This is a genomic window from Microcoleus sp. B9-D4 (assembly GCF_036705105.1).
Taxonomy (GTDB): domain Bacteria; phylum Cyanobacteriota; class Cyanobacteriia; order Cyanobacteriales; family Microcoleaceae; genus Microcoleus.
The window spans coordinates 71,995-98,881 of the sequence record NZ_JAUBTS010000002.1; the positions used below are offsets into that span (position 1 = coordinate 71,995).

Genomic DNA, 26,887 nt, shown 5'->3' on the forward strand with positions numbered 1-26,887 from the left:
TCTCAGATTGTTCCGGGGCTGGTTCACGCTAATCTTTAATACCAACAGAAAATGCAGGTGAACCAGCCCTTACGCGCTATTAATTCAAGCTATTATCAATCAATTTTCTGGGTCTTGAAGTCGTTTAACCAACTCATAAAACGGTTCCCAATTATCATCAATAGCTATCGGTTCCCAAACAGCCTCAATCGTCGGTCTCAACAGCGATTGTTCGGGATTGTGCCTCCGCAAACAGTCCGCCATTTTGTCCATATCATCCGCCGACAAACTTTGCAAAACGTGATAATAAAACTGCCGCCAAGGTGCTATTGAATCCGTCGGTTCCGCCTCAGCAAAAATTTGACTAGCATCATCTCGCCAAGTGCCAGAGAACTGTCTTCGCAGTTCAAAAAAGAAATCGTGATAGCCTACTTGAGACTCCGCCAGCATTTTAATTGTCACCTTCAACAACTCATCTCCCTCCGCCTCTGGCAAATCCTCAAATCCCAATCTATTTAGCATCAACTGCCGATAAGCTGCATTATAATAATCGCCAAACTTTGCCAAACCCGCATCCATATCAGCTTGAGGAATCGCCGCTGCTAGCGGTTCCTGGAGCTTCTCTAAATTGTCCCTACAAATCAACGGTTGATTGCCGTAACAATAAAGACCCGAATAGTCAAAATAAGCTGCTGTAAATTCCGGCTTGTAAGTTGGGATAAAAGCGAAAGGCCCGTAATCGAAACTTTCTCCTGTAATTGACATATTATCAGTATTAAGCACGGCCTGGCAAAATCCTGCTGCCATCCACTGAGCGACTAATTCAGCTACTCGCTTGACTAAATCTGCATAAAATAGCGCATATTTTTCGGCAGGCGAAACACCCGCATTAGTTGCTTCTAAATGCAGTTCAGGATAGTAATATTCAATAACAAAATCTAAAAGCTTTTTAGTTAAATCCGGGCGGCGGATATAGTGCAACCTTTCAAAAGTTCCAAACCGGATGTGAGAATGACTGAAACGCACCATTACGGACGATCGGGTGGGTGATGGTTCATCGCCCCGCCACAAAGCATCCCCAGTTTCAACTAAACTAAAACAGCGAGATGTTCTAACTCCCAACCGGTGCAAAGCTTCGGCGGCTAAAACTTCGCGAATTCCCCCTTTGAGAGTGAGTCTACCATCACCGCCCCGCGAGTAGGGAGTGCGGCCGGAACCTTTAGTACCGAAGTCGTAAAGTCTGCCGTCAGTCCCGCGAACTTGGCCGTATAAGAAGCCTCTACCATCACCTAAATTGGGGTTATATTGGTTGAATTGATAGCCGTGGTAACGGAGTGCGAGAAAGGGGCGGACGCAGTGAAATTCGCCGAACGCTTCGATAAAATGTTGGTCGGTTACTTGTGCGGGGTCTAAACCCAATATCGGCAATAATTTGTCGTTGCGGAAGCGGAGAATATGCTGAGGAAAATCGGCCGCAGGGACTTCATCAAAATAGTCGCCGCCGAGGGATTCGAGGGCTGGTTCGTAGTTGAGGGAAAGCAAAGGATTTGACATTTTTCTATTTTATCTTGAAATTGGCGATCGCTCCAAATTATATACAAGTAAGGTGCGGACTGCATTGGTGTCAACAATTGCCTCAGACCCTTTTTCTCTCTCGTTTATAGCCGAGTTCGATCTCCTCCCATCTCCGGGCTTTTTCATGCTCAAATTTTAGCCAAGCTGAAGTTTGAGCATGAAAGATTAATGTTTTCCTCGAAGGCAAAAACTTTTTAAGGTCAATGTTAGTGAGAGTTTAATTAACCGTTTTCCTTGCTAAAAATGGGGTTGAAAGCTTAAATTTTAGTCGGATGCACCAGCTAATATACATTTTGCCCTATTTAAAATTTGTCAACACCCCGTAAATTGCCCAAATTGCCATCGCCCGCAAATAGTGACTCGCCCGAAAAGTCCCCCCCGCCGTAATCGCTTCCGGCGTGCGAAACTGCAACCCATTTTCATAAATCTGCTTCACCACAGCATCCGTCAATTTAAACGCTTTCTCCTCCATCCCCATCTGTACCAAAAAAGCCGCCAACCCAAAATTAATCCCCGTCCAAACTTCCAAAGGATGAGTCGCATTCGGATTTTCCGGGGAACCATTCAGCATCACCCCATTTGCCGCACCGAACTCGCCATCGTTGAACTTCAAAAAGCAAGATTCGTACACAGTTTCTAAAGCACTGGCTGCACATTCTGGCGGCACAATATCCGGTAATCCTAACAATTTCGCGTAAAATTGACCGCACAGTTGGTCTGCCATCACCACTTCCGAGTTACTCTCGCTGTCTAAACGGTAATATTGACCGTTCCACAGTTTTTCTTGATAGCTCGGTCTTGCTTGTAGCAGCCAACTGTGATATAATGCTATCTTTGCTTGAGGGTTAGGAATTATCTGCGGTGCTGCATCTTCCAAGATTTCGCCGATCGCGATCGCAGCCTCCAGCGCCGCCAACCACAAACCCCCGCAATACGCACTTATCCCCCGCATTTGCCAATCATCAAACGTCTGATCCGGTGCTCCCGAATTCTCAGGAATTCCGTCCCCATCCTCATCAAAAGTTTTCAGATAAGCCAAAGCCTCAACAATTGCCGGCCAACACTCTTTCAGAAACTCACAATCTGTGCCGCCAGTCAACAGGAAATCCCGATAAACCTGCAACACAAAATCGCAAGGCAAATCCTTCCACAAATTGCAATCTTGATAGCTAGTATAATTCGTTTTCTCCCAAGGATGTTCGTTAGGAGCACCCAAATCGTGGGGCGTCGCACCGACAGCTTTTCTAATAGCCGAAGCTTGATTCCAGCCAATAATTCTCGGCGTATCGTCTCCGGCAGAAATTGCCCTAGCAAACGCTAAAACCACCGACTTTTCCAAATCCGGCCACAGCATCAACAAAGCAAAAGAACCGTAAAGCCGCACGTCCAAACTTTCGTACCAGCGGTAATCAATGCACTCCAAAACCGCAAATTGACCCTTCGGATCGCGTTCGTCAGCCGCACTCCAAAGAGTACCGCCGTCTGTCAGGGCGTATAACTCGTTAAACAGCGCCATTTTAAAACTATCTGACAAATCTTTCCGTTCTAAAATCGGTTTTTGCCAAGCTTCAATATTTTCGCGCCAAGTATCGGAATGCTTCATTGCAGTGCGAATAATCGGCCAAGCATTTTTGCCGTTGCGGCCGAAGAAATCTGTGTAGCGACGGTAGTACCAAACTCCCGATGCAAACTCAGTAACGGGCAAATCCCACGCTATAATAAAGGGGATTTTGCGAGTTTTTCCCGGTCGAAGAGTAAAGCGAACTGCGATCGCACAAGCCAACTGTTCTCCTGCTGCTGCGGCTGTCTCGTCTTTGTCATCCAACAAGAAACCTTCAGCAGAAAAGTTGCGCCAAATATCCTCGCCATTCCCCGCCGGGTTCCAACGAGTTTGATAGAATACTTCTACCGCCGGATTAGTAATAGTTGCGATCGCCCATTGTCCATCCCCCTCTTGCGGTTCATCCTCAGCAGTCAACCGCGTCATCACGCAACCGATTCGGTGAAAATCTTCCACCAACAAATTCATATTTCCGCCGCTTTCTCCCCACCGGGGTTGATAGTCATAAAATGGACTACCATCATCTCGCACCATGACTTTCGGCGACTTGTTAGCATTAGTAAACCAACCGACAATATTCTCCCAAGTCAGCATGATGCTGAGAGTAATCGGCGCATCTGTAGGATTGTGCGCCACCCATTCAAACATGGCAACTGGGTAACTGCTTTCTTGATAGTTATCAGGCAAAATTGGCGAAAATTGCTCGCAGCTTAATTGAGCCTGAAACACATTTTCATAAACAAACCAACTCCGCGGATACAAAGCATGATAACTCCCCGAAGAATTAGAGTCTTCCCCGGTTCTTTCTTCTTCCCTTATTCCTTCTTCCTTCTTCCTTCTTCCTTCTTTTGGATACCATTTCCAACTAGATAAACTGCCATCTGTAGGCGGTTCAGTGGACAGTGCAAAAGCTTGTTTCTTGCCTTGAGTTTCTTCAAAAACGCTGAACTGACAAGCGGGCAAACTGCGAAAAATGTGCTCGCCACCGTCAATGTGCCAGAGGTTGAAGTCGCCGCGGGACGATCGCCCGATGCAGCCGGCACCGAACCCGCCCAGAGGCATTCCGTGCCAGGGCCCGTCGTCGAGATTGCTTGCGTAGCGTACTGTATAGGGATTCTCCCAACCTAGACCGATGGGACGTTTCCAGGTGTACGGGGGGATGTTTGGAGTAGATGTGCGATCGTTATTCATGTCAATTGATTTTAGATTTTAGATTATCGATATAGGAATGTTTCAAAGCTTAGGAGTTTTTTTGCGGTGTAAGCAATTATAAATCAATAATTTTTTGCTTAATTTTCATTACTGTAGTTTAGCATTTAGGAGATTGTTCGATACGCTTAGAATGACAGATTTGCCCTAAAATGTGTAAGTCTTGTACCTCAACAAAACTCATTAAGAGTGAGTCTTATAGTCCTGGACGCACGGGCGAGCGGAAACCGGGATTTTTTCAAAATACTTCGTTACAGCCCGCCCAAACCGCAAAAAACCCGGTTATGAAGGTTTTTATGCGTCCAGGACTATCCTGAAAAGTTTATTCCTTCACCTCAGCAAATCCCAACTCAGAACCTTTCCCCGCGTGAACCAAAGCCAACTTTTCGTAACGCTTAGCGTGTTCCACCAACTCGGCTGCTTCTTCCTCAGAGACATCCCGCAGGCGTTTGGCAGGCACTCCCGCAACTAGCGTATGAGGGGGAACGTCCTTGGTGACAACCGCCCCTGCACCGACGATCGAGCCTGTCCCCACCCTCACTCCATCGAGGACGATCGCCCCAATCCCGATCAGGCAACCCCGTTCAATGTAAGCTGAGTGAATCACGGCTCGGTGTCCCACTGTCACGAAATCTTCCAAAACAGTCGGTTTTCCCGGATCACCGTGCAGAATTGCTCCATCTTGGATATTGGTACTTGAGCCGATCGCAATTCGCTCTATATCCGCCCGCACCACCGCCCCGTACCAGATACTAGCGCCTGCAGCCACCTCTACCCGGCCGATGACAATAGCGCCTTCAGCGACAAAAGCCGCTTGGGACAGATCGGGCCTGGGCCAATAGGAAGGAAGTGCAGACTGAGGTTCGTTGAGATTGCTCATTAGTTGGTCGATCGTTATACTTCTAGCAGATTAGCTGGTTGTTAATACGGGATATAATAAGAGTATTTGGCACTTTTGCAGAGAAAATATGCTGGGACGCAAATAAATGATTGAAGTTGCCTTGCAATACCCGATGTTTGGCCCGGAAATTCAGTGTCCCCACTGTCGCCAAACAATTCCGGCTTTAACACTCACGGATACCTATTTGTGTCCGCGTCACGGGGCATTTGAGGCAGATCCAAAAACGGGGGAACTGGTTCACCTTCAGTCTGGGCGGCACTGGCGCCGCTGGGAGAATGAATGGTATCGCCAGCACACGCACCCGGACGGGATTCGGTTTGAAATTCACGAAGCGCTCGATCGACTCTATACTCAAGGCTATCGAGCAACTCGCGTGATCGTTGCCCAACGCTATCGCGACTTAATCAGCGCTTATTTGGAACGCAGCACGCCTTGGCGCGGCCAGTCGGAATCGCCCCGGCCGAGGCTGTACGGTTTGCCTGTGGATTTTAGCCCCGATCCCCAAGAGGACCCTTGCTGGGAAGTGATTAATTTTGATTTGGAAAAAGAGCCGGGAGTTCCGATTAGATATCCCTATTTTCGGTTGTTTGAATAGTTATTAGACATCTCCCAAAAAGACAGTTTTGAACAGGCAAGATGCCTGTTCCACAATAATTATGGGAGAGGTCTATTCGTTATTAGTCATTAGTTATTTGTTGGTTGTCATTTGCCCAAGGTTTTTTAGAATGTTTTGGCGATAGCAACCAATGCCCAATGCCCAATTTCCCAATCTAAAATCTAAAATCTAAAATCGAATGCACCACGCCTCGATTCGCACTGCTAACATTCACCGGGCGATCGCCTTTTACGAACAGTTGGGATTTACTGTGAGCGATCGCTTTACCACAGGTTACACCCTAGCCTGTTGGATGGAAGGTCTCAACGGACGCATCGAACTAATTCAAATCCCGGAACCAAAACCCGCACCGGATGCTTTCGGAGACGAGCATTATGTTGGATATTATCATTTATCTTTCGATTTAACTGAGGCGACCACTGACTTGCCTAGTTGGTTGCAGTCTCTGAAAGCTCGGTTTGAGGAAGCTGCTAGAGACCAACCAAACCAGTTTCAAGCTTTGAAAGTTTTATTAGAACCGACTCAACAGGCGATCGGGCAAAATGTTTACGAAGTAGCTTTTATTGCCGATACTGATGGTTTGCCTTTAGAGTTTATCCGGCGGATGAATGGCTAATGAGGTCAGTAGTTAGTAGTCATTAGTCATTTATATTCTTTCAATTCAGACCGCGAATCCTTAGCCAGAAGACTCAGTTGTCTCAAAAGGCTGTCGGAAGTCTTTTGCAACAATAAATCGCGTTGTATCTAGAGGATAAGTCTTAACATAAACCAGACAACCTGTGGCCGACGACGGACTATAGGGAGAATTGGGTGAATACCGCAGCCAACTACCAGCGGGGAAATCTCCTAACTCATCACTCCAAGACCCTTCGATGACAAAGATTTCTTTCACCTCAGATTCAACTACGTTCCACAAAGCCGTGCCTGGTTGCCAGCGTTCCACCCAAACTTTTTCATGAAAACCCTCTTGCTCATAAAGTGGCTTTACTTCAATTTGGGGAATAGCACCGGGCTGCCAGGACAACTCGTAAATATTGGTTTTCACCCGCTGGCGAGTGGTTCCACCATGTTGCCGTAATTTAACAAATGTCAGGCAACCTTCATCGCTATAAGGACGATGGATAAACCCTTCGGGATTGAGCATATAAGATCCTGGAGGATACACACCGGTTTCATCGGCGAAGTTACCCTCGATTACCAAAATTTCTTCTCCACCCGGGTGTCCGTGTAGCGGGAAAAAGCCACCCGGATCGAAGCGAGTCAGCATGGTGACGGGATGATCTTGAACGTTATCGTCAGACTCAAAGGCACCAAACCAGATGCCGGTAAAAGTGGTCTGATGCCAGCTTAGCGATGACTGCAAGACTGCGGCTCGACTGGATACGTCATTGTGAATTGGTTGAGGTTGCCACTCAAGTTGAGAAGACATAATTTTTGAAATTTAAGATGTATACCTGATTTTGTAGAGGCTGGTTCCTCTAGCAAGTATACATAAATTTTGTGCTATTTGCTGGTCGATCGCCTGTTCCCTATTTCCTGTTCGCTCTTCGCTATTTATACTGTTTCGCCAGTTCGATGGTTTTATCTAGCAATATACCGCCCACAGGATCTGTCCCATAGGAATCTCCGACGTGTAAGGCGATAGCCAGGGCAAAACCCACCTTGCCATCCAAGAGCGCCAAAGCCCAAAGACTCACGTAGTGGCGCAAACTAGCCTCAACTAATTTGAGATGCTCTAGGGTTCTGAAATATCTGGCTTCAGCGGCTGTCGGACTCCCCGGCAATCGTTCGATGTGTTGCTGGTCGAATTGACTAGAGAGGGCTTTCCGCTAGGGATAATCATTCTCTCTCTCAATCGGAAACTGAGAATAGTTCTTACTATTAATGGGATCATCTCACCTTTGCAGCCCAGCTAGAAATTGGAGTTTTGAGGCAGGAGTTTTGAGGCAGGAGGCAGAAGGAAAGAGGAAGAAGGAAGGAGCCAGAAGAAGTATTTTTACAAATATGAGGTGCTCCCCTATTAATCCCTAGTAACGTTCGCTACCAACTTAACAATATTTTTCTAAAATATACTATAACTTTAACTCAAAATCTAGTATATTTTATTTTTGAGTATACAATATGAATATCTATTCATACTATCAGGTATTGGGATAAACGCAGGAAAAACCATATGCAAAAAGCAAAATCGAGCTATTCCGGCTGCTGTAGTTGCAGTCATGAGGACGACCACCACGAACACAGCCATGAGAATCATAACCACGACGACCACGGCCACGGCCATGACCACGACCACGGCCACGGAGATTTTAACCTGAATCAAGAATTGATTCCTGTGATATTGGTTGTTGTACTATTTGTGGGCGGTTTAATTTTTGAAGAAAAACTGCACAACACGCCCTATTCTATAGGTGAATATCTGGTTTTCATCCCAGCCTATCTTTTAAGCGGATGGAATGTTTTAACCAGTGCGGCTCGCAACATTCTGCGAGGTCGATTTTTTGATGAAAATTTCTTAATGACTATAGCAACACTCGGCGCTGTCGCTATTCACAAACTCCCTGAAGCAGTCGGGGTGATGTTATTTTTCAAAATCGGAGAACTTTTTCAAGAATTTGCGATCGGGCGATCGCGTCAATCGATCAAATCGCTTTTAGAAATTCGCCCAGACAGCGCCAACCTCAAGGAAAAGGGTGAAATCAAAAAAGTTTCGCCAGAAACCGTAGCCGTCGGCGATATCATCCTTGTCAAACCGGGAGAAAAAATTCCCTTAGACGGTGAAATTATAGAGGGCAATTCTCAGATTGACACATCTGCACTTACTGGAGAATCAGTACCTCGAACCGTGAAAGTTGGAGAAACAGTTTTAGCAGGAACAATTAACCAAACAGGAGTTCTCACCGTCAAAGTTACTAAACTCTTCGGCGAATCTTCAATCTCCCGAATTCTGGAATTAGTAGAAAATGCCAGAAGCAAAAAAGCTGAAACTGAGAAATTTATCAGCAAATTTGCCAGCTACTACACGCCTTTTGTAGTATTTGCATCGCTAGCAGTGGCTTTAATTCCGCCTTTGTTCATTTCAGGAGCAACTAATGCCGATCGCTTTTTATGGGTTTACCGCGCCCTAGTCTTGTTAGTTATTTCCTGTCCTTGCGGATTGGTGATTAGCATTCCTCTGGGATACTTTGGGGGAATTGGCGGTGCAGCCAAGCGCGGTATTTTGGTTAAAGGCTCGACTTTTTTAGATACCCTGACAGCAGTCAAGACAGTTGTTTTGGACAAAACAGGAACTCTGACAAAAGGAGTTTTTAAAGTAGCACAAATTGTCCCTCAGAATGGTTTTTCACAATCTGAGTTAATGGAAATAGCAGCAAAAGTAGAATCTCAGTCAAATCACCCAGTCGCGACATCTATCATGGAAGCTTACGGGGGAAAGATAGATTCATCGAATGTGAAAGATTACGAAGAAATAGCAGGACACGGAATCCGAGCAAAATTAAATAATCAAATTGTGCTGGCGGGAAATGACCGTTTGCTGCACCGAGAAAACATTGCTCACGATGTCTGCAATGCTGAAGGTACAGTAGTGCATTTAGCGGTAGACAACCGCTACGCTGGGTATATTTTAATTGCTGATGAGCTTAAGGAAGACGCAGTACAGGCTATTTGCGATCTCAAGAAACTAGGTGTTGATCGAATCGTGATGCTAACAGGAGATAATCAAGCTGTAGCCGATAGTGTTGCGAAAAAGCTCGGTTTAGATTCCTATTTAGCCGAGTTATTACCCGAAGGAAAAGTCGAGGCGATCGAAAAACTGATCGGTCAATCTAGAAAAGGCGATAAAATTGTCTTTGTTGGAGACGGAATTAATGATGCACCAGTGCTTGCTAGGGCTGATGTCGGCATAGCGATGGGGGGTTTGGGCTCCGATGCGGCGATCGAAACTGCCGATGTTGTGATTATGGCAGATGCACCGTCTAAGGTGGCCGAAGCCATCCAAATTGCCCGGAAAACTCACAATATAGTTTGGCAAAATATCATTTTTGCCATGTCAGTCAAAGGCATATTTATTGCTTTCGGTGCTTTTGGGTTAGCTACAATGTGGGAGGCAGTTTTTGCCGATGTTGGGGTGGCTTTAGCAGCTATTTTCAATGCGACTAGAGTTTTGAAATAGAGTCTTCGCACATAAGAGTGCTTTTTGTCGATCGACCTCATCATAGTCGATCGCGCGCACCTCGGTTCAACCCCAAAAATATACGGTGACTCCGCCGGAATTTGATCCATACGACTGATCAAATTCCGCTAAACTTGTCATATTATGAAAAGAATATGAAAAGTGTTGAACGGTACAACCAATGACTGACTCGGAAAATAGGCCCAGCTTGCCTGAAGTCCATCGCAGCATCCCCGTTCCCAACAGCAAAGGTTTCTGGCGTAAAATGCTGGCCTACGCAGGGCCTGGATATTTGGTTTCAGTGGGTTACATGGATCCGGGAAACTGGGCGACTGACTTAGCGGGGGGAGCAAAGTTTGGCTATGCGCTATTAAGTGTGATTTTGCTATCTAATTTGATGGCAATTTTGCTGCAATCACTCTGCGTGCGTTTAGGAGTGGCAACGGGACGAGATTTGGCACAAGCTTGTCGAGATTATTTCAGTCCGCGAGTTAGTTTTTTGCTGTGGATACTTTGTGAAATTGCTATTTCGGCTTGCGATTTAGCTGAACTTGTTGGAAGTGCGATCGGACTGCAATTGCTATTTGGCATTCCCTTAGTTTGGGGAGTGTGCATCACTGCACTAGATGTGATAATGGTGTTATTTTTACAAGGTAAAGGCTTTCGTTATATCGAAGCTTTGGTGATTACGATTATTGCAATTATTGGCGGTTGTTTTATTGCCGAAATAATTTTTGCCAAACCAGATGCCGGAGGAGTTTTACTCGGTTATGTTCCCAGCCTAGAGATTTTGCAAAATCAGGCAATGCTTTATATTGCGGTTGGTATTTTGGGGGCAACTGTGATGCCGCACAATCTCTACCTGCATTCGTCGATCGTGCAAACTCGTTCTTGGCAAGAAACTGCGGATCAAAGATGGGAAGCAATTAAATTTGGCACAATTGATTCTACCGTAGCGCTGTCAATAGCTTTGTTTATTAATTCAGCTATTCTGATTTTGTCTGCTGCCAGCTTTCACTTTTCCGGCTATCAAGAAGTAGCAGAAATTCAAGATGCTTACAAACTGCTTTCTCCGGTGCTGGGTGTGGGTTCTGCCAGTGCAATTTTTGCCTTTGCTTTATTGGCTTCGGGGCAGAATTCAACCTTAACTGCAACTCTAGCAGGACAGATTGTGATGGAAGGATTTTTGAATTTTAGGCTGCGGCCTTGGCTGCGGCGCTTGCTGACTCGACTGATTGCAATTGTGCCGGCTTTGATCGTAATTATCTTGTTTGGGGAAGGTAGTACAACTAATTTACTGGTTTTCAGTCAAGTGATTCTCAGTTTGCAATTACCCTTTGCAGTAATTCCCTTGGTAATGTTTACCTCAAACCGCAACTTAATGGGAGAGTTTGTGAATCCATTTTGGCTGAAAGCCTTAGCTTGGTTAGTGGCTAGTATTATAGTAGGATTAAATAGTTTGCTGTTATTACAAACCATTTTCTAGCAATCTGAAGCTAGATAAAAATACAAAAATAAAACCCGCTGGTGCGGGTTTCATCTTCATCCTTATGGTTAATCAATTACGGTTTCAACTACTTACTTTTTAGGAACAATAACCTCATTAGCGGCTAGGGGACGCGCCGAGGAAGCAGTAGTTTTCAAAAGTGCGATCGCCTGCGCGTAGCAAGGATCATCCTTAGTCGCAACCAACATCGGTTTGTTAGCTAATTTCAGCTTTTGTTCGTCGGTGACTTCGACTTTAACATCGGGAGTAACCCCCTTCTGGCTGATATCCGTACCGTTGGGAGTATAGTAGTGAGCGATCGTCACCGCCAATCCCGAACCATCAGCCAAAGAATGCACCGACTGCACCAAAGCTTTGCCAAAAGTTTGGCCGCCCATCACAGTTGCGCGCTTATTGTCCTTCAGAGCACCGGCCAAAATCTCGCTGGCGCTAGCCGAGTTGTCGTCAACGAGCACCACCAAAGGCTTGTCAGTGAGCGCAGTGCGATTTGCCTTCATTTCCTGAGAATCGCCCGCGCGATCGACTGTGCGGACGATCGCCCCTGTATCCATCCACATCCGAGCGATATCAATGCTCACTCGCAGCAACCCGCCGGGATTCCCCCGCAAATCCAAAACAAAAGCGTCAGCTTTCTGAGCCGAGAGCTTTTTAATCGCCGCCTCCATTTGTTCGCCCGCGTGGGAGCTAAACTCTTGCAAACGGATGTAACCCACATTCTGACCGCCTTCATTCTTGAGGCTGTAGCGAACCGCGGCTACCTCAATTCTCGCCCTAGTCAGAGTGATGTCAAATTCGCTTTTGCCCTCACGAGCTATCCGCAGCGTGACTTTGGTACCTTCGTCGCCCCGAATTACCTGAGCCGCATCCGAGACAGTCATGCCTTTGGTAGTTTTGCCGTCAATCACCAAAATCGTATCGCCCGCTAGAATCCCTGCCTTCAGGGCCGGGGAATTTTCCATCGGCTCGACTACCCTAATCGCTTTCGTCTTCTCGTCTTCTTCCAGCCTCATCCCCACCCCTGTCAGTTCCCCAGAGGTTTGATTCGTCAGCGCTTCGTACTGCTTCGGGTCCATGAAGCGCGTGTACTGGTCGTTTAATTTCTCTAGCGCTTTGCGGAGAGCCGTGTAGGCTGCTTCGCGAGAGGTATAGTTTTTGCTCAACAGTTCTTGGCGGGTCAATTGCCAGTCAGTCTTGTTAAAGCTGCCATCAACATACTCTCGGTTGACAATTTGCCAAGCTTCGTCTAAGACAGCTTTGGGGCTATCTTGAAGTTCAGCGCGGACTGATTGACTCAGGCCGGGAACGAGCAAAGATATCGAAGCGGTTGTTGCCATCGCCCCACTGAACAGGGCTGCCTGTAACTTAGAAAAGCGTCTGCGGGCTTGATTCATTGAATTTGGCTCAATTCGATTTTAGATTTTTGATTTGAGATTTTATATTGCTAAAAAATCTCAAACTACTACTTAAACTATTGTGTGGAGGCTCCACCATCCCTTTGGACAGTTTAACGAGATTTTTAGTCGATCGCCAACCAATTATTACTCTCTTTCAATAAACTTAATTTAAAACTTGGATTTATAAAGTGCCGTGGAAGCTAAAATCGAACAATTTTCGCGTAAGTGGTTGAGCCTGCTCGTTAATGGAGCTATCGGTCTAGCAGCGCTGGCGGGGGTCGTCGCCATGCAGTCTAGCGGGCAGTTAGGCGGAATTTCCCCAGTTGGCGTTCAGGGCCAAAAGTCGCTCTCTGCAATGTCTGCTGCCAGTTTCAAGCGAGCCGCACAGCAAGAAGCGCAGCAAGAAGCCCTGCGGCTAAAAATGCTCAAAACTATCCCTAGTTTTGGATTTGATAATTTAATTGCAGATTGGACATTTCTCAAATTTTTGCAGTATTTTGGCGACGACGAAGCGCGAGATGTGACGGGCTACAATCTGAGCCAAGATTATTTTGACATAGTTACGCAGCGCGACCCGCGGTGGGCTGACATCTACCTGTTTCTTTCCACAGCTATTTCTTTTTATCAAGGAAAGCCTGAAACTGCTGTTAACTTTATAGAGCGTGGTACTAGGGCCCTTGCCCTTTCGCCGCAACTTCATTCCCAATCGTGGATAGTGTGGCGAACTAAAGGTATTGATGAGTTGCTGCTGTTGGGGGATATTCCCGAGTCAATTCGCTCTCACGAAATGGCCGCTGATTGGGTGGAAGGAACCCCGGAAGGAGCTTCATTGGCGCCGAGGTTTCGAGCAACTGCTGAGTTTTTGCGCCGAGATCCCGATAGCGTGCCGGTGCGGTTTAATGCTTGGAGTACGGTTTATGCTCAAACAACTGATAAGTTGGTGCGTCAAAGGGCGAAACAAGCTCTTGTCAAGTTGGGAGCTCAGGTGCAAAAAGATCAGGATGGAAAGGAGAGTTTTATTTTGCCCCCTCGAAAGTAAGCAGAAGGAAGAAGGAAGAAGGGAAATGCAGTCGCCGTAAAAGTTTCAGCTATCAAGAATGTCCTAAATGTCAAGGCAGTTGACTGTAATTCCCCAATCTAAAATCTCAAATCTAAAATCTCAAATCGGCTTGAGTTAGTTCGCGCCATTCACCAGGTTTGAGGCCTTCCAGACGCAAATGGCCGATCGCACACCTGACCAGCCGCAGCGTCGGAAACCCTACTGCTGCGGTCATCCGACGTACTTGGCGGTTGCGGCCTTCTGTGAGAGTCATTTCCAGCCAAGCTGTTGGCACGTTTTTGCGGAATCGAATTGGCGGTTCGCGGGGCGGCAAAGCGGGTTCTTCTAACAATAATTGCACTTTTGCCGATCGAGTCCGATAATCTTGAATGGTGACACCTGTCTGCAAAGCGGCGATCGCACTTGCATCAGGAATTCGTTCCACTTGCACCCAGTAAGTACGGGGATGAGCGAATTTCGGGTCACTGAGGCGGTGCTGCATTTGTCCATCATCGGTTAGCAGCAACAAACCTTCACTATCGCGATCGAGCCTTCCCACTGCATAAATGTTAGGAATAGGAATATAATCTTTGAGAGTGCTGCGTTTAGCTTCCCCTGAGTTGTCAGTGAATTGAGTTAAAACATCATAGGGTTTGTAAAATAAAATGTACCGATAGGGCATAAGCAATTAACAAAAATGTACTAATATCAATAATCCTGTAGGGGCGGGTTTCACCGACAATAATTGGCTAAAACTCACAATCTCAAAAACCCGCCCCCACCCAACGTCAAACCACTTTCTCTCTCTTCTCTCCCTCCTCTGCGCCCTCTGCGCCCTCTGCGGTTCATAAAAAAATAAATCTTGTTAACCAACGATTCAAACCTGCTCTAAAATCTTCAGCCTTTAAGAGCCTCGCAAATCTCAACTACCCAATTTTACCATGCCCGAAGCCACACACCGCGTTTGCATCGTCTTAGGAACTCGCCCGGAAGCGATTAAACTAGCCCCAGTAATTCAACAGTTCAAAAGTTCGCCAACCTTTGACACCCAAGTAATTTTAACCGGTCAGCACCGAGAAATGGTCGAGCAAGTAATGCGAATGTTCGATCTAAAAGCCGATCGGGATTTAGCAATTATGCAGCACCAGCAAACCTTGACGGATATTACATCCCGGAGTTTGCAGGGTTTGGAAGCCGCCTTTAAAGAATTGCAGCCCGAAATCGTCTTAGTTCAGGGCGATACAACAACTGCGTTTGCCGCTACTTTGGCTGCATTTTACCAGAAAATACCCGTAGGTCACGTAGAAGCCGGATTGCGAACAGACGACGTATTCAATCCTTACCCCGAAGAGGCTAACCGACGCTTGATATCTCAGCTCACACGGCTGCATTTTGCCCCGACAGAGCTGGCCCAAGAGAATTTAGTGCGATCGGGGGTTTTGGGAGAAATTCACCGTACAGGCAACACAGTCATCGATGCCTTGCTTTCTGTCGCCAAACGCGAACCAGAATGCAACATTCCTAACTTAGATTGGAGCAAATATCGCACTATCTTAGCAACAGTCCACCGCCGCGAAAATTGGGGAGAACCCTTAGCAGGAATTGCTAAGGCCTTTCTCCAAATATTAGATAAATTTCCCGATACAGCCTTGCTCTTACCTCTACACCGAAATCCCACTGTTAGAGAACCTTTGCAAGCTCTTTTGGGCAACCATCCCAGAGTATTTTTAACTGAACCTTTAGATTACGCAGAATTAGTAGGAGCGATTCAGAGATGCCATTTAATCCTCACAGATTCCGGCGGCTTGCAAGAAGAAGCACCGAGTTTGGGAAAGCCTGTTTTGGTATTGCGAGAAACCACAGAAAGACCAGAGGCAATTTCCGCAGGCACCGCTAAACTTGTAGGTACTAATTCTGATATAATTACAGCATCAGCGGTAGACTTGCTGAGCAATTCCGAAGCATACAACGCAATGGCAATGGCAATTAATCCCTTTGGGGACGGTTTGGCCGCCTCGCGGATTTTGAAAATTGTTGAGGAGTATTTTAGTTAACTACCCCCTAGCGAGTTGGGCGGTTGAAACCGCAATTAAACAAACGAAGTCCCCGCAGAGGGGGACTAATTCCTGTTAAAAAAACTCGGTTTCTACCTGCATTCCCAAATTACCAATCCCCACCGCCACCCCCACTACTGCTGTAGTCGCTACTGCTACTGCTGTAGTCGCTGCTGCTACTGCTATAGTCGCTACTGCTGCTACTGCTGTAGTCGCTACTGCTGCTACTGCTATAGTCGCTACTGCTAATGCTGCTGCTGTAATCGGCACCCGCACCGCCACCGCTGGAGTTTCCACCGCCAAAGCTACCTCCGCAGTCGCTGTTGCTAATACTGTAGTCGCTGCTATTACTGCTGTAGTAGCCACCGCAATCATCGCTACTACTGTTGCTAGTGCTACTGTAATCGACGCTGTTACTGCTGTAATTGGGACTGTGACTGCTGTAATTGCGATTGTTACTGCTGTAATTGGGACTGTGACTGCTGTAATTGCGATTGTTACTGCTGTAATTGGGACTGTGACTGCCGTAATTGCGATTGTTACTGCTGTAATTGCGCGGATAACGGCGGTGGCGGTAACGAGATATCCGAGAAAATAAGCTGCTAAATATCCTGAAGATAATGAAGCAAGGTATAAATGCTATGAATGCTGTGAATAACAACCCAAGTAAGCCATAGATTAAATTCGATGAATCTTCACCTGTGGATGTACTATTGCTAATAACTGGCGATTGACTAGGTATTGGTGACGGTTTCACCCCTTGAGATGGTACGATTGGAGCCAAAGGCAGCGTGGTTTGAGATTGAGCATTTACCATCGGAGTTTGTAAAACATTTACTAACGCCTTTGTCCCCGCTAATGTACCCCCGTCAAAGTCCTGCTGTTTAAATCGGGGCGTAATTTCGGTTTTAATAATTCCCACTACCTGTGCATCGGGTAAAATACTTTGAAGGCCAGAACCTGTTTCAATTTGAACGCGGCGTTCCCCCGACGAAATCAACAATAAAACTCCGTTATTTTTACCTTTCTTCCCAATACCCCAAAAGTTAAATAATTCTGTAGCAAATGCTTTGGGTGTCGCCGATGGCTTAGTATCAGGCACTGTCACAACAGCGATTTCTGAGCCGTTTTTCGCCTCTAAATCCGAAATCATTTGATTTAGCTGAGTTTCGGTGCTGTCGCTGAGAATGTTTGCCTTGTCTGTTACCCAAGTGTTATTTGATTGGCGGGGATTCGGTACTTGTTGTACTGTTATAGCTTGGCTTGTTAGGGGAAAGGCAATTGCCGAAAAGCACAGCAAACTGCTCCAGATTATTTGTTTATTGCTAAATTGTAACTGCATCGCTTCAGTCTCCTGAATAACTGCTAGTCTGAAATTGACATATATCTGTCCGCCTAATTACAATTAAATAACCAGCTCACTCTCATGTCAATTCATATTATTCAGAAGTTGGGTTCATAAAAATCATAATTTTAGGTGCGCCATCAGCACCTTACATTTATAGTCATGGACACACGGGTGGCGAGAAACCGGGTTTTTAACCAAAATAATTGCTTAAAACCGTCAATCTCGGTTCAAAAACCCGGTTTCTTAGTGGGCGAGTGCGAGTGCTAGCTAATTTAGATATTTTTAAGGAGAGGGAACTGGTGGCAGAAAATTGCTGCTGCCTTTATAACCGGATAAAATAGCCAGTTTTTCCAAAGATTGTCGGCCCGTGTAATATTTACCCCGAATTTCCCAAGTGGGATAAGCTTTAATATTGGCAGCTTTGCACAAATCCGGTTGAGCATCTTTGCCTCTAGGATCGCACTCAATGTAAGTAATCGCGGTAAATGCTTCTTTGCCGAAAAGTTCTTGTTGCGTGTGACAGTGAGGACACCAGTAAGCACCGTACATTCTAGCTTTGATGGTCTGCAAATGGGTTGCTAAAGCTATTTGTTCCGGCACTGATTCGCTGCGAATAGGTGGCGCTTCTTGTTCGGTAACAGGCTGTGCGGAAGGGGGAGGAGGAGGGAGGGTTTGTGCTAATTTGGGAGTGGATTTGTTGCTGAAACTGAACTGTGCAATTCTTCCGTCTGCTTTGGTAGTGACGAAAATCCCCAAAGTCAGAAAAATGCCGATCGCACAAAAGTTGAATTTGCTTACTCTCATCTTGGATTTCATCTTGGATTTGCTAGGATTTCGCGAGCTTGATTCATAGCCTCTACAGCATTGTTTACCACAAAGATGTTAAATTGTGCTAAACCTTTAAAAAAAAGTTGACTTTCGGCGCTGTGATTTAACAATATAACTTGTTTGTTAGCTTTGAGGGCGAGGGCGATTTCCGAAGCAGTGCCCGTGCCCATACCGCAGGCAATTATTACATCTGAAGAAAGAACGTTAATGTTATTTCTGGCGTTTCCCATATCGGTGACAATGGCAATATCTACAGATTCAGAAATGCCGCGAGTGTCATTTCCCGGAAGGATGCCGACTGTTAAACCGTTAGCTGATTTTGCTCCTTTGTTGGCGGCATCCATGACGCCAACATTTCTACCGCCAGTTAGCAATATCCATCCTGCTTCGGCGATGAGTTGTCCGAGTTGATAGGCGTTTTCTAAGTCTGTTGATGTGGCACTTTCGCCGGGGCCCATGATGCCAATGATGATTTTTTTCATAGTTTTGGGGTGAATATGGTGTTATTAATACTTGCTAGTTTTTTGGCACTATCTACGAATGTATGTTATCATATAAATAGTGGCTTCATAAAAACAGCTTTTGACACAACTAACTTCCCGAACCTTCCTAGTATTTTTACTATGAAAGAGCAAACATTTAAACTAGATGAATCTCAGATAAAATTTTTAGAACTCTGTCAAAACTATGGATTTAAAGATCCTAGTGAATTGGTTAGAATAGCGATTCAACGGTTGGAATTAGCGTTAGAAACCGAGCATTTGAAAGAATCGGCGATGCTCTATGCGGAAGTCTATGCAGAAGAGACTGAGTTACAGGAATTGGCGGAATTAGGTTTAGAAGAATGGCCGAAGGAATAAAACTGAAACGGGGGCTAATTATTGAAGTCAATCTTGACCCTACTAGGGGTTCTGAAACTGGAAAAATTAGACCTTGCATTATTGTGACTAACAATACTTATAATGAGAGAGTTCCCATAATTCAGGTGGTTCCAATTACTGCTTGGAGTGAAAAGAAAGCCAAGATTAGAAGTAATGTGGAGATTGAACCTTCAGAAGCAAATGGATTAACAAAAAAATCTCTTGCAGATTGTTTGCAAACGCGCCCTATAGATTATTTTTCTCGATTGGTGGATATCCGAGGTGAAGTTGAGCCAGAGGTTTTACTAAAAATCGATCGAGCTCTCAGAATTGTGTTTGCTTTGTAATTTTTCAACTTTTTAAAGAAGGAATTATGGGCGAGATCCTTTCTGAATCTGGCTGAGAAAGGGATCTCGCTCTTTTTTAACCGCAGATTAACGCAGATTAACGCGGATGTAAGAAGGGCTCTCGCTCAAGGACTAATGGAAACAACATCCCCAGCATCATTAATGCGAACTGCCGAACCTGCTGGCAGCGACGATATCATAGTGCTAACTTGTCTCATCAAAGGTACCAGATGGTCGGGCCTCGTACTGCTAGAATCTAAGACCACAATTGTAATAACACGACTTGCGAGATTTTGTTGATAGGGAAGATTTTTATCAGCAGTGATAAAAACATCAAAAGGATGATTCTCCGATCTCTCCAGAATTTCCCTGTCTTTTAGCCCTCTCCACCCCATGTCATAAACATTGCTGATTGAATGACCCTCGTCTAAGAAAGGTTGCTTGAGTTTTTGACTCAAGAGATTTTCATCAAGCAGTATAAGCATTTGAAGGATTTTCTAGCGAGAGCATCATTTTAGTTAGATTTTCTAGCACTTTAATTGCCTGACTTTCTAGGTAAGGAAAATCATTAATAAATTCTGCGAAACCGCTTTCACCTTCGAGGTAGTCGAAAAAAGTCTTTAAGGGGACACGGCTGCCGACAAATACGGGGACACCGCTCATAATTTCTGGATCGCGGTGAATAATCCCTTTTCTTTGCAGTAATTCTTCTATTTTCACGGGCTTTACTCCTTTATATCAAAAGAAGTGGGCAAGTCTAGCTGTAACTGATGGGTAATTATATCATAAATTTAGCAGAAGCGAGCTCCCTTCTGAATTATCCTTAGAAAGGGATCTCGCTCTTTTTTTACCGCAGATGGACGCAGATTAACGGGGATGTAAGAAGATATCTCGATCTTTTGATGAATGATGGGTGATATCCTTTCTGACTCTGGCAGATCAAGGGCGATCGCTCTTCCCCATTTTCTCGAAAATAGGGGTCATGCTGCTTCCAATTGTAACCGACGTTCTACTCGTTCGTATTCATCTTCTAATAGCCAGAGTTTAGCTTCTTGATAATCTGAACTCGTAAATACAATCTGATAATTTTGAGCAGGATCGTAGACACAGCTATTACCTGAACTGTCACCGAGTAAAATTAGGACGTAAGGTGGTGATGCTGTCGGATCTACCCATAATTCTGTGAATTCCCAGTTATCGGCTAGGTTTAGTTCTGGGGATGACATGGTATTTATCTCCTTTTATGAACTGAGTGCTAAGGGTTGTTTGACCAATTGTTCGACAACTAGCGATCGACAAACAGCTTCAATTTTGTTATTTCCACCAATTTCAAATAACAGATGCAGCCACTCATTAGGAGAAAGGGATAGATTTTCTAACCAAGGAGAAGGAGTAACTTGTCCCCAGCCGACGATTGTGCCGAGGTTCGCAGGCTTTTGATTTAACTGATCGGGATTTGGGTTGAGTTGTACATCAAGTCGAATGCAGGTTTTGAGGATAATGTTTAAAAATTGGTCATTTGTAGCAACTTCAGAAGTAGAATTAGTTGAATTGATCTGCCAATAGTAGTTGAGATTGAGGACATAATCATAGGGAAATTGCCACCCCATCGATAGCAATTCTGATTCGGTAAAATCGTATTGTTGCCAAATTTGTTGAAAGTTCATAATCTGACGAATAAATGGGATTAAGGGAGCAGAATAAAGTGGGTGTCTCCACGACTTCCAGGTTTTCCTGATGCGTTTAGGGGTTGTTCTGCGGGTGCACCTCCTCCTGGGCCATTGTAAACACGAGCATAGGATGAACCATCAGGTTGAGTCATAATTCTGACACTGTATTGAGTGTCTGGGCTTGTCCAAATTGTACCTGCACCGCTTTTTGAACCACCTCTAGCTGGAGTGAATATCCAACCCGAAGCAGTAAGTTCTGTTTCGAGGGTAGTTTTATCGATTCCACTGACAAGGAAATTGAGAACATCTGTGACAGCTAGGATGTTACCTGATGACATAGTTCAGGGAAGTTGGGTTTTGGATGGGGTGCATGAGCACTGGTAGGAGCGATCGCCATGATTGATTATAAAACGGGCGATCGCACCCTATTTCTTTTGGGGAAATTCTACCAATTCTGATTCCTTAAGACGTTGCGATAATAGACAATCTTCAAAGCTCAAAGCTTCTGAGTCTAAGAAACTAGCGATCGCCATTTCGATCGCAGCTTCCAGAGAACATTCTAGCTCTGTAGCTTTTGCCATCAAAGCGACTTTCACATAGTCAGGCAAATGGGTCATCAGCGAATGAATAGCTTCTGGTGGCAAGTGTTGGATCTTAAGTGTTTGAGTCATTGTTCTCTGGGGATTTTAACGTTGTAGGGAGGATTTGTAGCTTGAAGGATGAGGGTTTCTAATTCATATAATAACCCTGGTTTTTGCCATTGGTTGAGGGTAACAAAGGCAATCCTTACATCATCTGGATCGTAGCGATCGAGCCAGCCCCAGAGGAAGGCTTTGTGACCACCTCGCAGTCGATCGCGGAGGTTCTTGGCTTTGCCGATGTAGAGCAATCCTTCAGTGCGATGTCGAAAGGCGTACAAACCAACTTTAGCAGGAATGGTGTCGAAGTCGCGGCTGAGGGGATGGCACCGATCGAAGGGGGTAAAGGCGAGAGTGTCGAGAATTTGGCGGGCTTCTTGCTGGATGGGGTTGGTCATGAAAATTGCCAGATGCAAGCGGTTATTCCATCCTACAAGTAGAAGCGATCGCCCTTCTGAATTATTAGAAAGGGCGATCGGTCTTTTTTAACCGCAGATGGACGCAGATTAACGCGGATGTAAGAAGGGATCTCGCCATGATTGATGAATGATGAGGGGCGAGAGCCTTTCTGAATTATTAGAAAGGACGATCGATAATCCGACTATCTAAGAACTTTATTTTGTGCTTCCCAAAAAGCCTGTAAAGGACTCATTGTTATTGCTGTCATTTTATTGATCGCAGTTTGTGGTTGGGTTACACTAGGTGATTGGATATTTAAAGCTGCATCCACATCTGATGTCGTTGCAACAGTCAAATGAAGGTGAGTAGCCAAGTTTGGTATAGACCCAGATGGACGACCAATCTCTGTTGTCTTAGCTGTGACTGATTCACCCTTTCTACTTGTACCACTTTCTAGATGTAAATACCACCAAAAACGATTGACAAGTGTTCCGTCTACCTTTTCTTGAACACAAATAGCCCTTCCACTGAAAGGAACATCTGATTTGTTTGGATAGTTAGGTAGGTCTTGAACAACTATGCCATCGACTGGCGAGTGAATCACATCTGTGGCCAAAGCTGACATATCAATCCCAGAGTGAATCCAACCAAGAGTACCCCCTATTGGTTGGTTCTTGATGTAGTCTTGGTCATAAGCATAACCTGACTTAGATGCAATTACTCGATTTTTAAACAGAGTTTGGGAAAGTTTTACATAGACTTCATGTACTTGTGTACTGCGTTCAACTTTTTGAACATCTGGATGAAAGTAAGAGTCATTCTTAGGATCTCTTTCGTTAAAATAAACCTCGTTAGCGCCTGTCTGTAAATCCCACCAATGATCATCAAAATCACTGGGACGGAATTGACCCAATGGTTCAAAGCCTTTACCTGATACAGGCAGAGAATCCTCATAGTTTTTGCGAATGGCATTGTAGTCTTTCTCAATGCTTGAAAGTATACCGGGAAAGAAATTTCCTCCTTCACCTGTGCGAATTGTATTACCTTTGCCAGAGATTGGCTGATTAGGTGGAACAGGTACAGATGGCAAACCAGTCCCTTCTTTGTAAGCCGTCGCCTTACCTCCATTCCAGTAGATATAGCCCTTCTCAAAGTATTGAATAAGATTCCCATTTCCCAACCCCTTTTCCCCACTCTTCGGAGCGCCCAACCAGCCATCCAATCCACCTGTATTCAAGAATGCTTGACGGATAGCACCATAAAGGGGAAAAGTTCCATTTTTACTGCTGACGATCGACCCATTCTCAAATAGCTGATAGCTCGCACCATTAGAGTTGGTGACATCTGAAATGGGATTGCCCAATGTCCCTTGATAATTCTGGAAAACAGGATAGAAATTGCCACCAATGGTGCGCCCGTTGAGAGAAATTGAATTAGGCGCCGGCTGCACGGGATTGTCAATTGGTGGCTGTACGGGATTGTCAATTGGCGGTTGTACGGGATTGTCAATTGGCGGTTGTACGGGATTGTCTATCGGCGGTTGTACGGGATTGTCTATCGGCGGCTGCACGGGATTGTCAATTGGCGGTGTAGATGGGATATCTTGGACATTGGTGACGTACAAACCAGATACAAAACCGCTACCATCTGCCAGGTGATACCAGACATCACTGCTACCTTCACCATTAGGATCGTTGATTAATTCACCTTGAGTCTGGTAGTCAAATTCCAGTTGTGTCCCAGGACTGACTTTACCGACAGCAGCACTGGAAGTATCAGCAGTGGGACGAATATTAACACCACCGTTAATCTGGACAGCAATTTTACCTCCATCCGTCACACCACTCAAATTAACCGCCCGTTCCCAGGGGCTAACTTGTCCTTCTAAACCCCAAGTTGTCGGATTCGAGAAAGGTGTCGGAATATAAGCTTGCGGCGCTGTTTCCTTCGCCAATTGCACAGCTTTATTCAAATTCACAACCCCAAAACCCGTTTCTTCATCCCATCCGGGCTCCTTCAAATCGATCGCACTTCCGGTCAAAATGTCAATCACTTGAGTAGGATTCAAATCGGGATTACTCTCCCAAACCTTAGACGCCATCCCCGCCGCCTTAGCCGCCGATGCCGAAGTTCCCGACATCGTGCCAATATCATCGCCAACAGTCGATAAAGTCGGATTGTCGATCGCACCTCCGGGCACTAAAATATCCAAACCATAGCCATAGCTGGAATAATCCGATCGCCCAAATCCATCAGATGAACCAACCGTCAGAATATTCTCAAACTCCTGGGAAGATTGACCCAAAACAGACATCACGCCGCCGTCATTCCCAGCCGCTACAACTAACAGCACTCCATTCTGACGCGCATTTTCTAATGCAGCACGTTCTCGGTTCGTAAATTCGTAACGAGTGGTAATGGTTCCGTCAGCATTCTTTTGAGTTAAATCGAGGGGAAGAAGTGCGATCGCATTCTTCTTCTTTTGTGCTTTCGCCTCACCCACAAAATCAGTTAAAGCTAAATCCCATTCCCCAGAACCAATTGCCCGACTTAGGTACACATTGGCTTTATCGTTGTAGCCATCAATGCCTTTATCGTTGCCTTGAATCGCACTCACTAAACCCCAGCTAAATGTGCCGTGTTCGTTACCAGTGCCAGCAGTAAACAAAGGATTGCTATCTTTGTCAATGCGATCGCGCCCCATAGTCACTTTAGAGTAATCCAAATCGGGATTGTTCGTCGCAAACCCAGTATCGATGATGCCGATAAAGGCGCGATTTTCTGGCGGCGAACTAATCGGTAATACGGTTTCAATCGGCGGTTCGGGGTCGATCGGCTGCGACAGATCATCGATCGGCTCAAGTCCAACTAGAGGTGGTTCAGGGGCGATCGTAGGCGGTTGCACGGGTGGTGTTGGAGGGGTCGGCAGCGTTGCAACAGGTGGCGTTGTCGCAACAGGCGGCGTTGCCACAGGCAGCGTTTCCACAGGCGGCGTTGTCTCAATCGGTGGCGCGACAGCCACAGGTGGTTTTGTCTCCACAGGTGGCGTTGTCTCAATCGGTGGCGTTTCCACAGGAGGCGCGACAGCAACCGGCGGTTTTGGATCAATCGGTGGCGTTTCCACAGGAGGCGCGACAGCCACAGGCGGTTTTGTCTCAATCGGTGGCGTTACAACTACAGGCGGTTCCACAACCGGCTGCTTTGATTTGACATAATCGATCAATTTCTTGCCGCCATCAAGTTTAGTCCAATCCTTACTTGGATCGATAACTTTCTCTATTGCCGGTGCTTTCCCCGTCGCACCTGTTAAATTGAAAACCAAATCGTTGTAATCTTTATCTGAACCCTGATCGACGCGCTGATCTTCCATTGCAAAGGCCTTACCGTTGCCAGTGACATCTGCTACTTGACCGTACAACCAAGCATCATCTGGATTAGTGCTAGATAATGACAACAGCGGGCGTTTGTCACCGCCTGCACCGGGATTTTTAAACACATCTTGCACCGTACCATTTGGCACCAGCATCACCGCAAAAGCCTCTCCAGGTTTCATCGGAAATGTTTTCGCGCCGCTGTACTGCCCTGCGTTATAATTTGCTTCTCCTAAACTGCCGTTAAATAGCGGATTGGCACCTTCTGTGGGGTCAGAAATTACTACGTGACCAAAGGTAGAATTGGTCAGGGATCGTCTTGCTGCTTCTTTGATAAATTCCTGAGAACCAGGGGTAAATTTCTCCATTCCCAGCACGCTGAAAATGGCAACTTCACCTTTATAATTGCCACCGTCGTGCAGCCAGTCAAAGCCAACTTGACCCGTTGAATCTGTCGCGAAAAAGCCGGAGTCAACCCCTAAACCTGTCAGCGGGTCAACTTTGCCATCTGGGGTTAAACTAACTTGATAATTTGTATCGCGGGAGGGTGCAGAAATTTTGAGTGCATAATTGGTTGCACCCAAGTTATCGATGCTAAAAGTTCCCGAGTTTGTGCCGTTGGTTTCGATGTCTTTGACGACTTTTCCCTGACTGTCGAGGAGTTGCATCCCGACAATGGAACTAAATCCTTCAGCCGTAACTCGAAAGCTGCCTGTATTCAGCCGATTAAAACGATAGGTGTCTGTGGGGTCAGTTTTACCTGCGAAGTCGATGGAGAAATAGTTGTCGTTCAGATTGCCGATCGATATATTAGACATTTTGCACCTTGATTAATTCGATAACTTGGGGCTGATATTGATCTATCTGAAGTGCGTCGGAGTTTTTATGCGTTTTGTAATATAACTTCACAAAGAGTGTGGGGTTAACTCGCTGAACTTCCATCGCTACTTATTTATCTGGAGTAAGTTTTAGTTTTTATGCAAAGTTTCAGTCTTTGTAGCATAACTTTACACAAACTACCGGGAATCGAGGTTTTACATCCACCTCACACTCAGGGAGATGGATATAATTGCGATTGGCTGATGCCTGTTCTCCCTATTGTGGTAAAATCTGATGGTGAGAAGACCTTTGCGGAATTTGGTATTTTCTCATGCCTCCGGGGTCGCCTGCTGCTTGATTAAGAACTAACAAAAAAAACACCGCGAATAAAATTGTCTCCCAACCAAAAGGTGCCGGCTTCGGTTCTTCTTTGGGTTGATCTGTAACCGACTCGACGTTGACTTTGATGTCGAGTTTGCCCTCAATGACTTTGCCTTTGAAAAGTCCATCGCTGGCAACACCCTTAAATCGCATGGGATTAGTTTGTTCTCCTGACATTGTGGTTATCCTTGTGTTGGTAGATTATGAAAAAACCAAA

Annotated in this window: 27 protein-coding genes; 8 read left to right on the forward strand and 19 right to left on the reverse strand. The window is 45.6% G+C overall.

The window, feature by feature from the left end; genetic code table 11:
• Nucleotides 1-99: 99 nt before the first annotated feature.
• The 3 genes from QUB24_RS01675 to QUB24_RS01685 all read right to left on the reverse strand — a co-directional run bounded on the left by QUB24_RS01675 (nt 100) and on the right by QUB24_RS01685 (nt 5,204).
• Nucleotides 100-1,533: a protein adenylyltransferase SelO family protein gene (locus QUB24_RS01675; RefSeq protein ID WP_333150006.1), complete on the reverse strand. Its 1,434-nt coding sequence runs from the start codon at nt 1,531-1,533 to the stop codon at nt 100-102.
• 319 nt (nt 1,534-1,852) lie between these two features.
• A complete protein-coding gene (locus QUB24_RS01680) occupies nt 1,853-4,306 on the reverse strand; it encodes a GH116 family glycosyl hydrolase (protein ID WP_333150009.1) in 2,454 nt (817 codons plus the stop codon).
• A 340-nt stretch (nt 4,307-4,646) separates the two neighbouring features.
• Complete coding sequence (locus QUB24_RS01685) at nt 4,647-5,204, reverse strand: gamma carbonic anhydrase family protein (RefSeq protein WP_333150011.1); 558 nt, start codon at nt 5,202-5,204, stop codon at nt 4,647-4,649.
• Between the two features lie 106 nt (nt 5,205-5,310).
• Here QUB24_RS01685 and QUB24_RS01690 point away from each other — a divergent pair, with 106 nt between their 5' ends.
• Together QUB24_RS01690 and QUB24_RS01695 are read left to right on the forward strand one after the other, a co-directional pair.
• On the forward strand, nt 5,311-5,820 hold the full coding sequence (locus QUB24_RS01690; RefSeq protein ID WP_006631343.1) for a TIGR02652 family protein: 510 nt from the start codon (nt 5,311-5,313) through the stop codon (nt 5,818-5,820).
• A gap of 199 nt (nt 5,821-6,019) precedes the next feature.
• Nucleotides 6,020-6,457 (forward strand): VOC family protein, encoded by a 438-nt coding sequence (locus tag QUB24_RS01695; RefSeq protein ID WP_333150014.1) that lies wholly within the window; start codon nt 6,020-6,022, stop codon nt 6,455-6,457.
• Between the two features lie 60 nt (nt 6,458-6,517).
• On the opposite strand, the gene QUB24_RS01700 is transcribed toward QUB24_RS01695, so the two are convergent.
• Complete coding sequence (locus tag QUB24_RS01700; RefSeq protein WP_333150015.1) at nt 6,518-7,270, reverse strand: cupin domain-containing protein; 753 nt, start codon at nt 7,268-7,270, stop codon at nt 6,518-6,520.
• 121 nt (nt 7,271-7,391) lie between these two features.
• The gene (locus QUB24_RS01705; RefSeq protein ID WP_333150017.1) at nt 7,392-7,625 is read right to left on the reverse strand and encodes a hypothetical protein; all 234 of its coding nucleotides are present in this window, start codon (nt 7,623-7,625) and stop codon (nt 7,392-7,394) included.
• Nucleotides 7,626-8,014: 389 nt separating this feature from the next.
• Here QUB24_RS01705 and QUB24_RS01710 point away from each other — a divergent pair, with 389 nt between their 5' ends.
• Nucleotides 8,015-10,015 (forward strand): heavy metal translocating P-type ATPase, encoded by a 2,001-nt coding sequence (locus QUB24_RS01710; protein ID WP_333150019.1) that lies wholly within the window; start codon nt 8,015-8,017, stop codon nt 10,013-10,015.
• Nucleotides 10,016-10,196: 181 nt separating this feature from the next.
• Entirely contained in the window at nt 10,197-11,501 is a 1,305-nt protein-coding gene (locus QUB24_RS01715; protein WP_333150021.1) for an Nramp family divalent metal transporter, read from the forward strand.
• A gap of 92 nt (nt 11,502-11,593) precedes the next feature.
• Here the strand turns inward: QUB24_RS01715 and ctpB are convergent, their stop codons facing one another.
• A complete protein-coding gene (gene ctpB / locus QUB24_RS01720) occupies nt 11,594-12,913 on the reverse strand; it encodes a carboxyl-terminal processing protease CtpB (RefSeq protein ID WP_333150024.1) in 1,320 nt (439 codons plus the stop codon).
• A gap of 196 nt (nt 12,914-13,109) precedes the next feature.
• Between ctpB and QUB24_RS01725 the strand changes: the two genes are divergently transcribed.
• The gene (locus QUB24_RS01725; RefSeq protein ID WP_333150026.1) at nt 13,110-13,955 is read left to right on the forward strand and encodes a hypothetical protein; all 846 of its coding nucleotides are present in this window, start codon (nt 13,110-13,112) and stop codon (nt 13,953-13,955) included.
• Between the two features lie 112 nt (nt 13,956-14,067).
• Here the strand turns inward: QUB24_RS01725 and QUB24_RS01730 are convergent, their stop codons facing one another.
• Nucleotides 14,068-14,637: an rRNA large subunit pseudouridine synthase E gene (locus QUB24_RS01730; RefSeq protein ID WP_333150028.1), complete on the reverse strand. Its 570-nt coding sequence runs from the start codon at nt 14,635-14,637 to the stop codon at nt 14,068-14,070.
• A 259-nt stretch (nt 14,638-14,896) separates the two neighbouring features.
• Between QUB24_RS01730 and wecB the strand changes: the two genes are divergently transcribed.
• Complete coding sequence (gene wecB / locus QUB24_RS01735; RefSeq protein ID WP_333150030.1) at nt 14,897-16,009, forward strand: non-hydrolyzing UDP-N-acetylglucosamine 2-epimerase; 1,113 nt, start codon at nt 14,897-14,899, stop codon at nt 16,007-16,009.
• 109 nt (nt 16,010-16,118) lie between these two features.
• Here the strand turns inward: wecB and QUB24_RS01740 are convergent, their stop codons facing one another.
• The 3 genes from QUB24_RS01740 to QUB24_RS01750 all read right to left on the reverse strand — a co-directional run bounded on the left by QUB24_RS01740 (nt 16,119) and on the right by QUB24_RS01750 (nt 18,667).
• On the reverse strand, nt 16,119-17,351 hold the full coding sequence (locus tag QUB24_RS01740; protein WP_333150032.1) for a TPM domain-containing protein: 1,233 nt from the start codon (nt 17,349-17,351) through the stop codon (nt 16,119-16,121).
• A gap of 288 nt (nt 17,352-17,639) precedes the next feature.
• Nucleotides 17,640-18,161 carry a hypothetical protein gene (locus QUB24_RS01745; protein ID WP_333150034.1) on the reverse strand — a complete coding sequence of 174 codons (522 nt, stop codon included), beginning with the start codon at nt 18,159-18,161 and terminating at the stop codon, nt 17,640-17,642.
• 8 nt (nt 18,162-18,169) lie between these two features.
• Nucleotides 18,170-18,667 (reverse strand): TIGR00725 family protein, encoded by a 498-nt coding sequence (locus QUB24_RS01750; RefSeq protein ID WP_333150036.1) that lies wholly within the window; start codon nt 18,665-18,667, stop codon nt 18,170-18,172.
• Nucleotides 18,668-18,808: 141 nt separating this feature from the next.
• On the opposite strand from QUB24_RS01750, the gene QUB24_RS01755 reads away from it, so the two are divergent.
• Both QUB24_RS01755 and QUB24_RS01760 read left to right on the forward strand, forming a co-directional pair.
• Nucleotides 18,809-19,045 carry a hypothetical protein gene (locus tag QUB24_RS01755; RefSeq protein ID WP_333150038.1) on the forward strand — a complete coding sequence of 79 codons (237 nt, stop codon included), beginning with the start codon at nt 18,809-18,811 and terminating at the stop codon, nt 19,043-19,045.
• Nucleotides 19,030-19,392, forward strand: coding sequence for a type II toxin-antitoxin system PemK/MazF family toxin (locus QUB24_RS01760; RefSeq protein ID WP_333150040.1), 363 nt, complete (start codon nt 19,030-19,032; stop codon nt 19,390-19,392). The genes QUB24_RS01755 and QUB24_RS01760 overlap by 16 nt, the downstream gene beginning before the upstream one ends.
• A gap of 125 nt (nt 19,393-19,517) precedes the next feature.
• Here QUB24_RS01760 and QUB24_RS01765 read toward each other — a convergent pair whose 3' ends face one another.
• The 9 genes from QUB24_RS01765 to QUB24_RS01805 form a co-directional block, all read right to left on the reverse strand.
• Nucleotides 19,518-19,877 (reverse strand): DUF5615 family PIN-like protein, encoded by a 360-nt coding sequence (locus tag QUB24_RS01765; protein WP_333150042.1) that lies wholly within the window; start codon nt 19,875-19,877, stop codon nt 19,518-19,520.
• On the reverse strand, nt 19,861-20,112 hold the full coding sequence (locus QUB24_RS01770; protein ID WP_332957339.1) for a DUF433 domain-containing protein: 252 nt from the start codon (nt 20,110-20,112) through the stop codon (nt 19,861-19,863). Before QUB24_RS01770 ends, QUB24_RS01765 begins: the two co-directional genes overlap by 17 nt.
• A 260-nt stretch (nt 20,113-20,372) precedes the next feature.
• Nucleotides 20,373-20,618, reverse strand: a complete 246-nt coding sequence (locus tag QUB24_RS01775; protein ID WP_333150044.1) for a hypothetical protein — start codon at nt 20,616-20,618, stop codon at nt 20,373-20,375.
• Nucleotides 20,619-20,633: 15 nt separating this feature from the next.
• Entirely contained in the window at nt 20,634-21,059 is a 426-nt protein-coding gene (locus QUB24_RS01780; protein WP_333146726.1) for a hypothetical protein, read from the reverse strand.
• 20 nt (nt 21,060-21,079) lie between these two features.
• A complete protein-coding gene (locus tag QUB24_RS01785; protein ID WP_333055249.1) occupies nt 21,080-21,400 on the reverse strand; it encodes a hypothetical protein in 321 nt (106 codons plus the stop codon).
• A gap of 87 nt (nt 21,401-21,487) precedes the next feature.
• A complete protein-coding gene (locus QUB24_RS01790) occupies nt 21,488-21,733 on the reverse strand; it encodes a hypothetical protein (RefSeq protein ID WP_333150046.1) in 246 nt (81 codons plus the stop codon).
• Nucleotides 21,730-22,098 (reverse strand): GIY-YIG nuclease family protein, encoded by a 369-nt coding sequence (locus tag QUB24_RS01795; protein ID WP_333150048.1) that lies wholly within the window; start codon nt 22,096-22,098, stop codon nt 21,730-21,732. The genes QUB24_RS01790 and QUB24_RS01795 overlap by 4 nt, the downstream gene beginning before the upstream one ends.
• A gap of 203 nt (nt 22,099-22,301) precedes the next feature.
• Nucleotides 22,302-26,288, reverse strand: a complete 3,987-nt coding sequence (locus QUB24_RS01800) for a S8 family serine peptidase (protein WP_333150050.1) — start codon at nt 26,286-26,288, stop codon at nt 22,302-22,304.
• 277 nt (nt 26,289-26,565) lie between these two features.
• Nucleotides 26,566-26,847: a hypothetical protein gene (locus QUB24_RS01805; RefSeq protein ID WP_333146709.1), complete on the reverse strand. Its 282-nt coding sequence runs from the start codon at nt 26,845-26,847 to the stop codon at nt 26,566-26,568.
• Nucleotides 26,848-26,887: the final 40 nt, after the last annotated feature.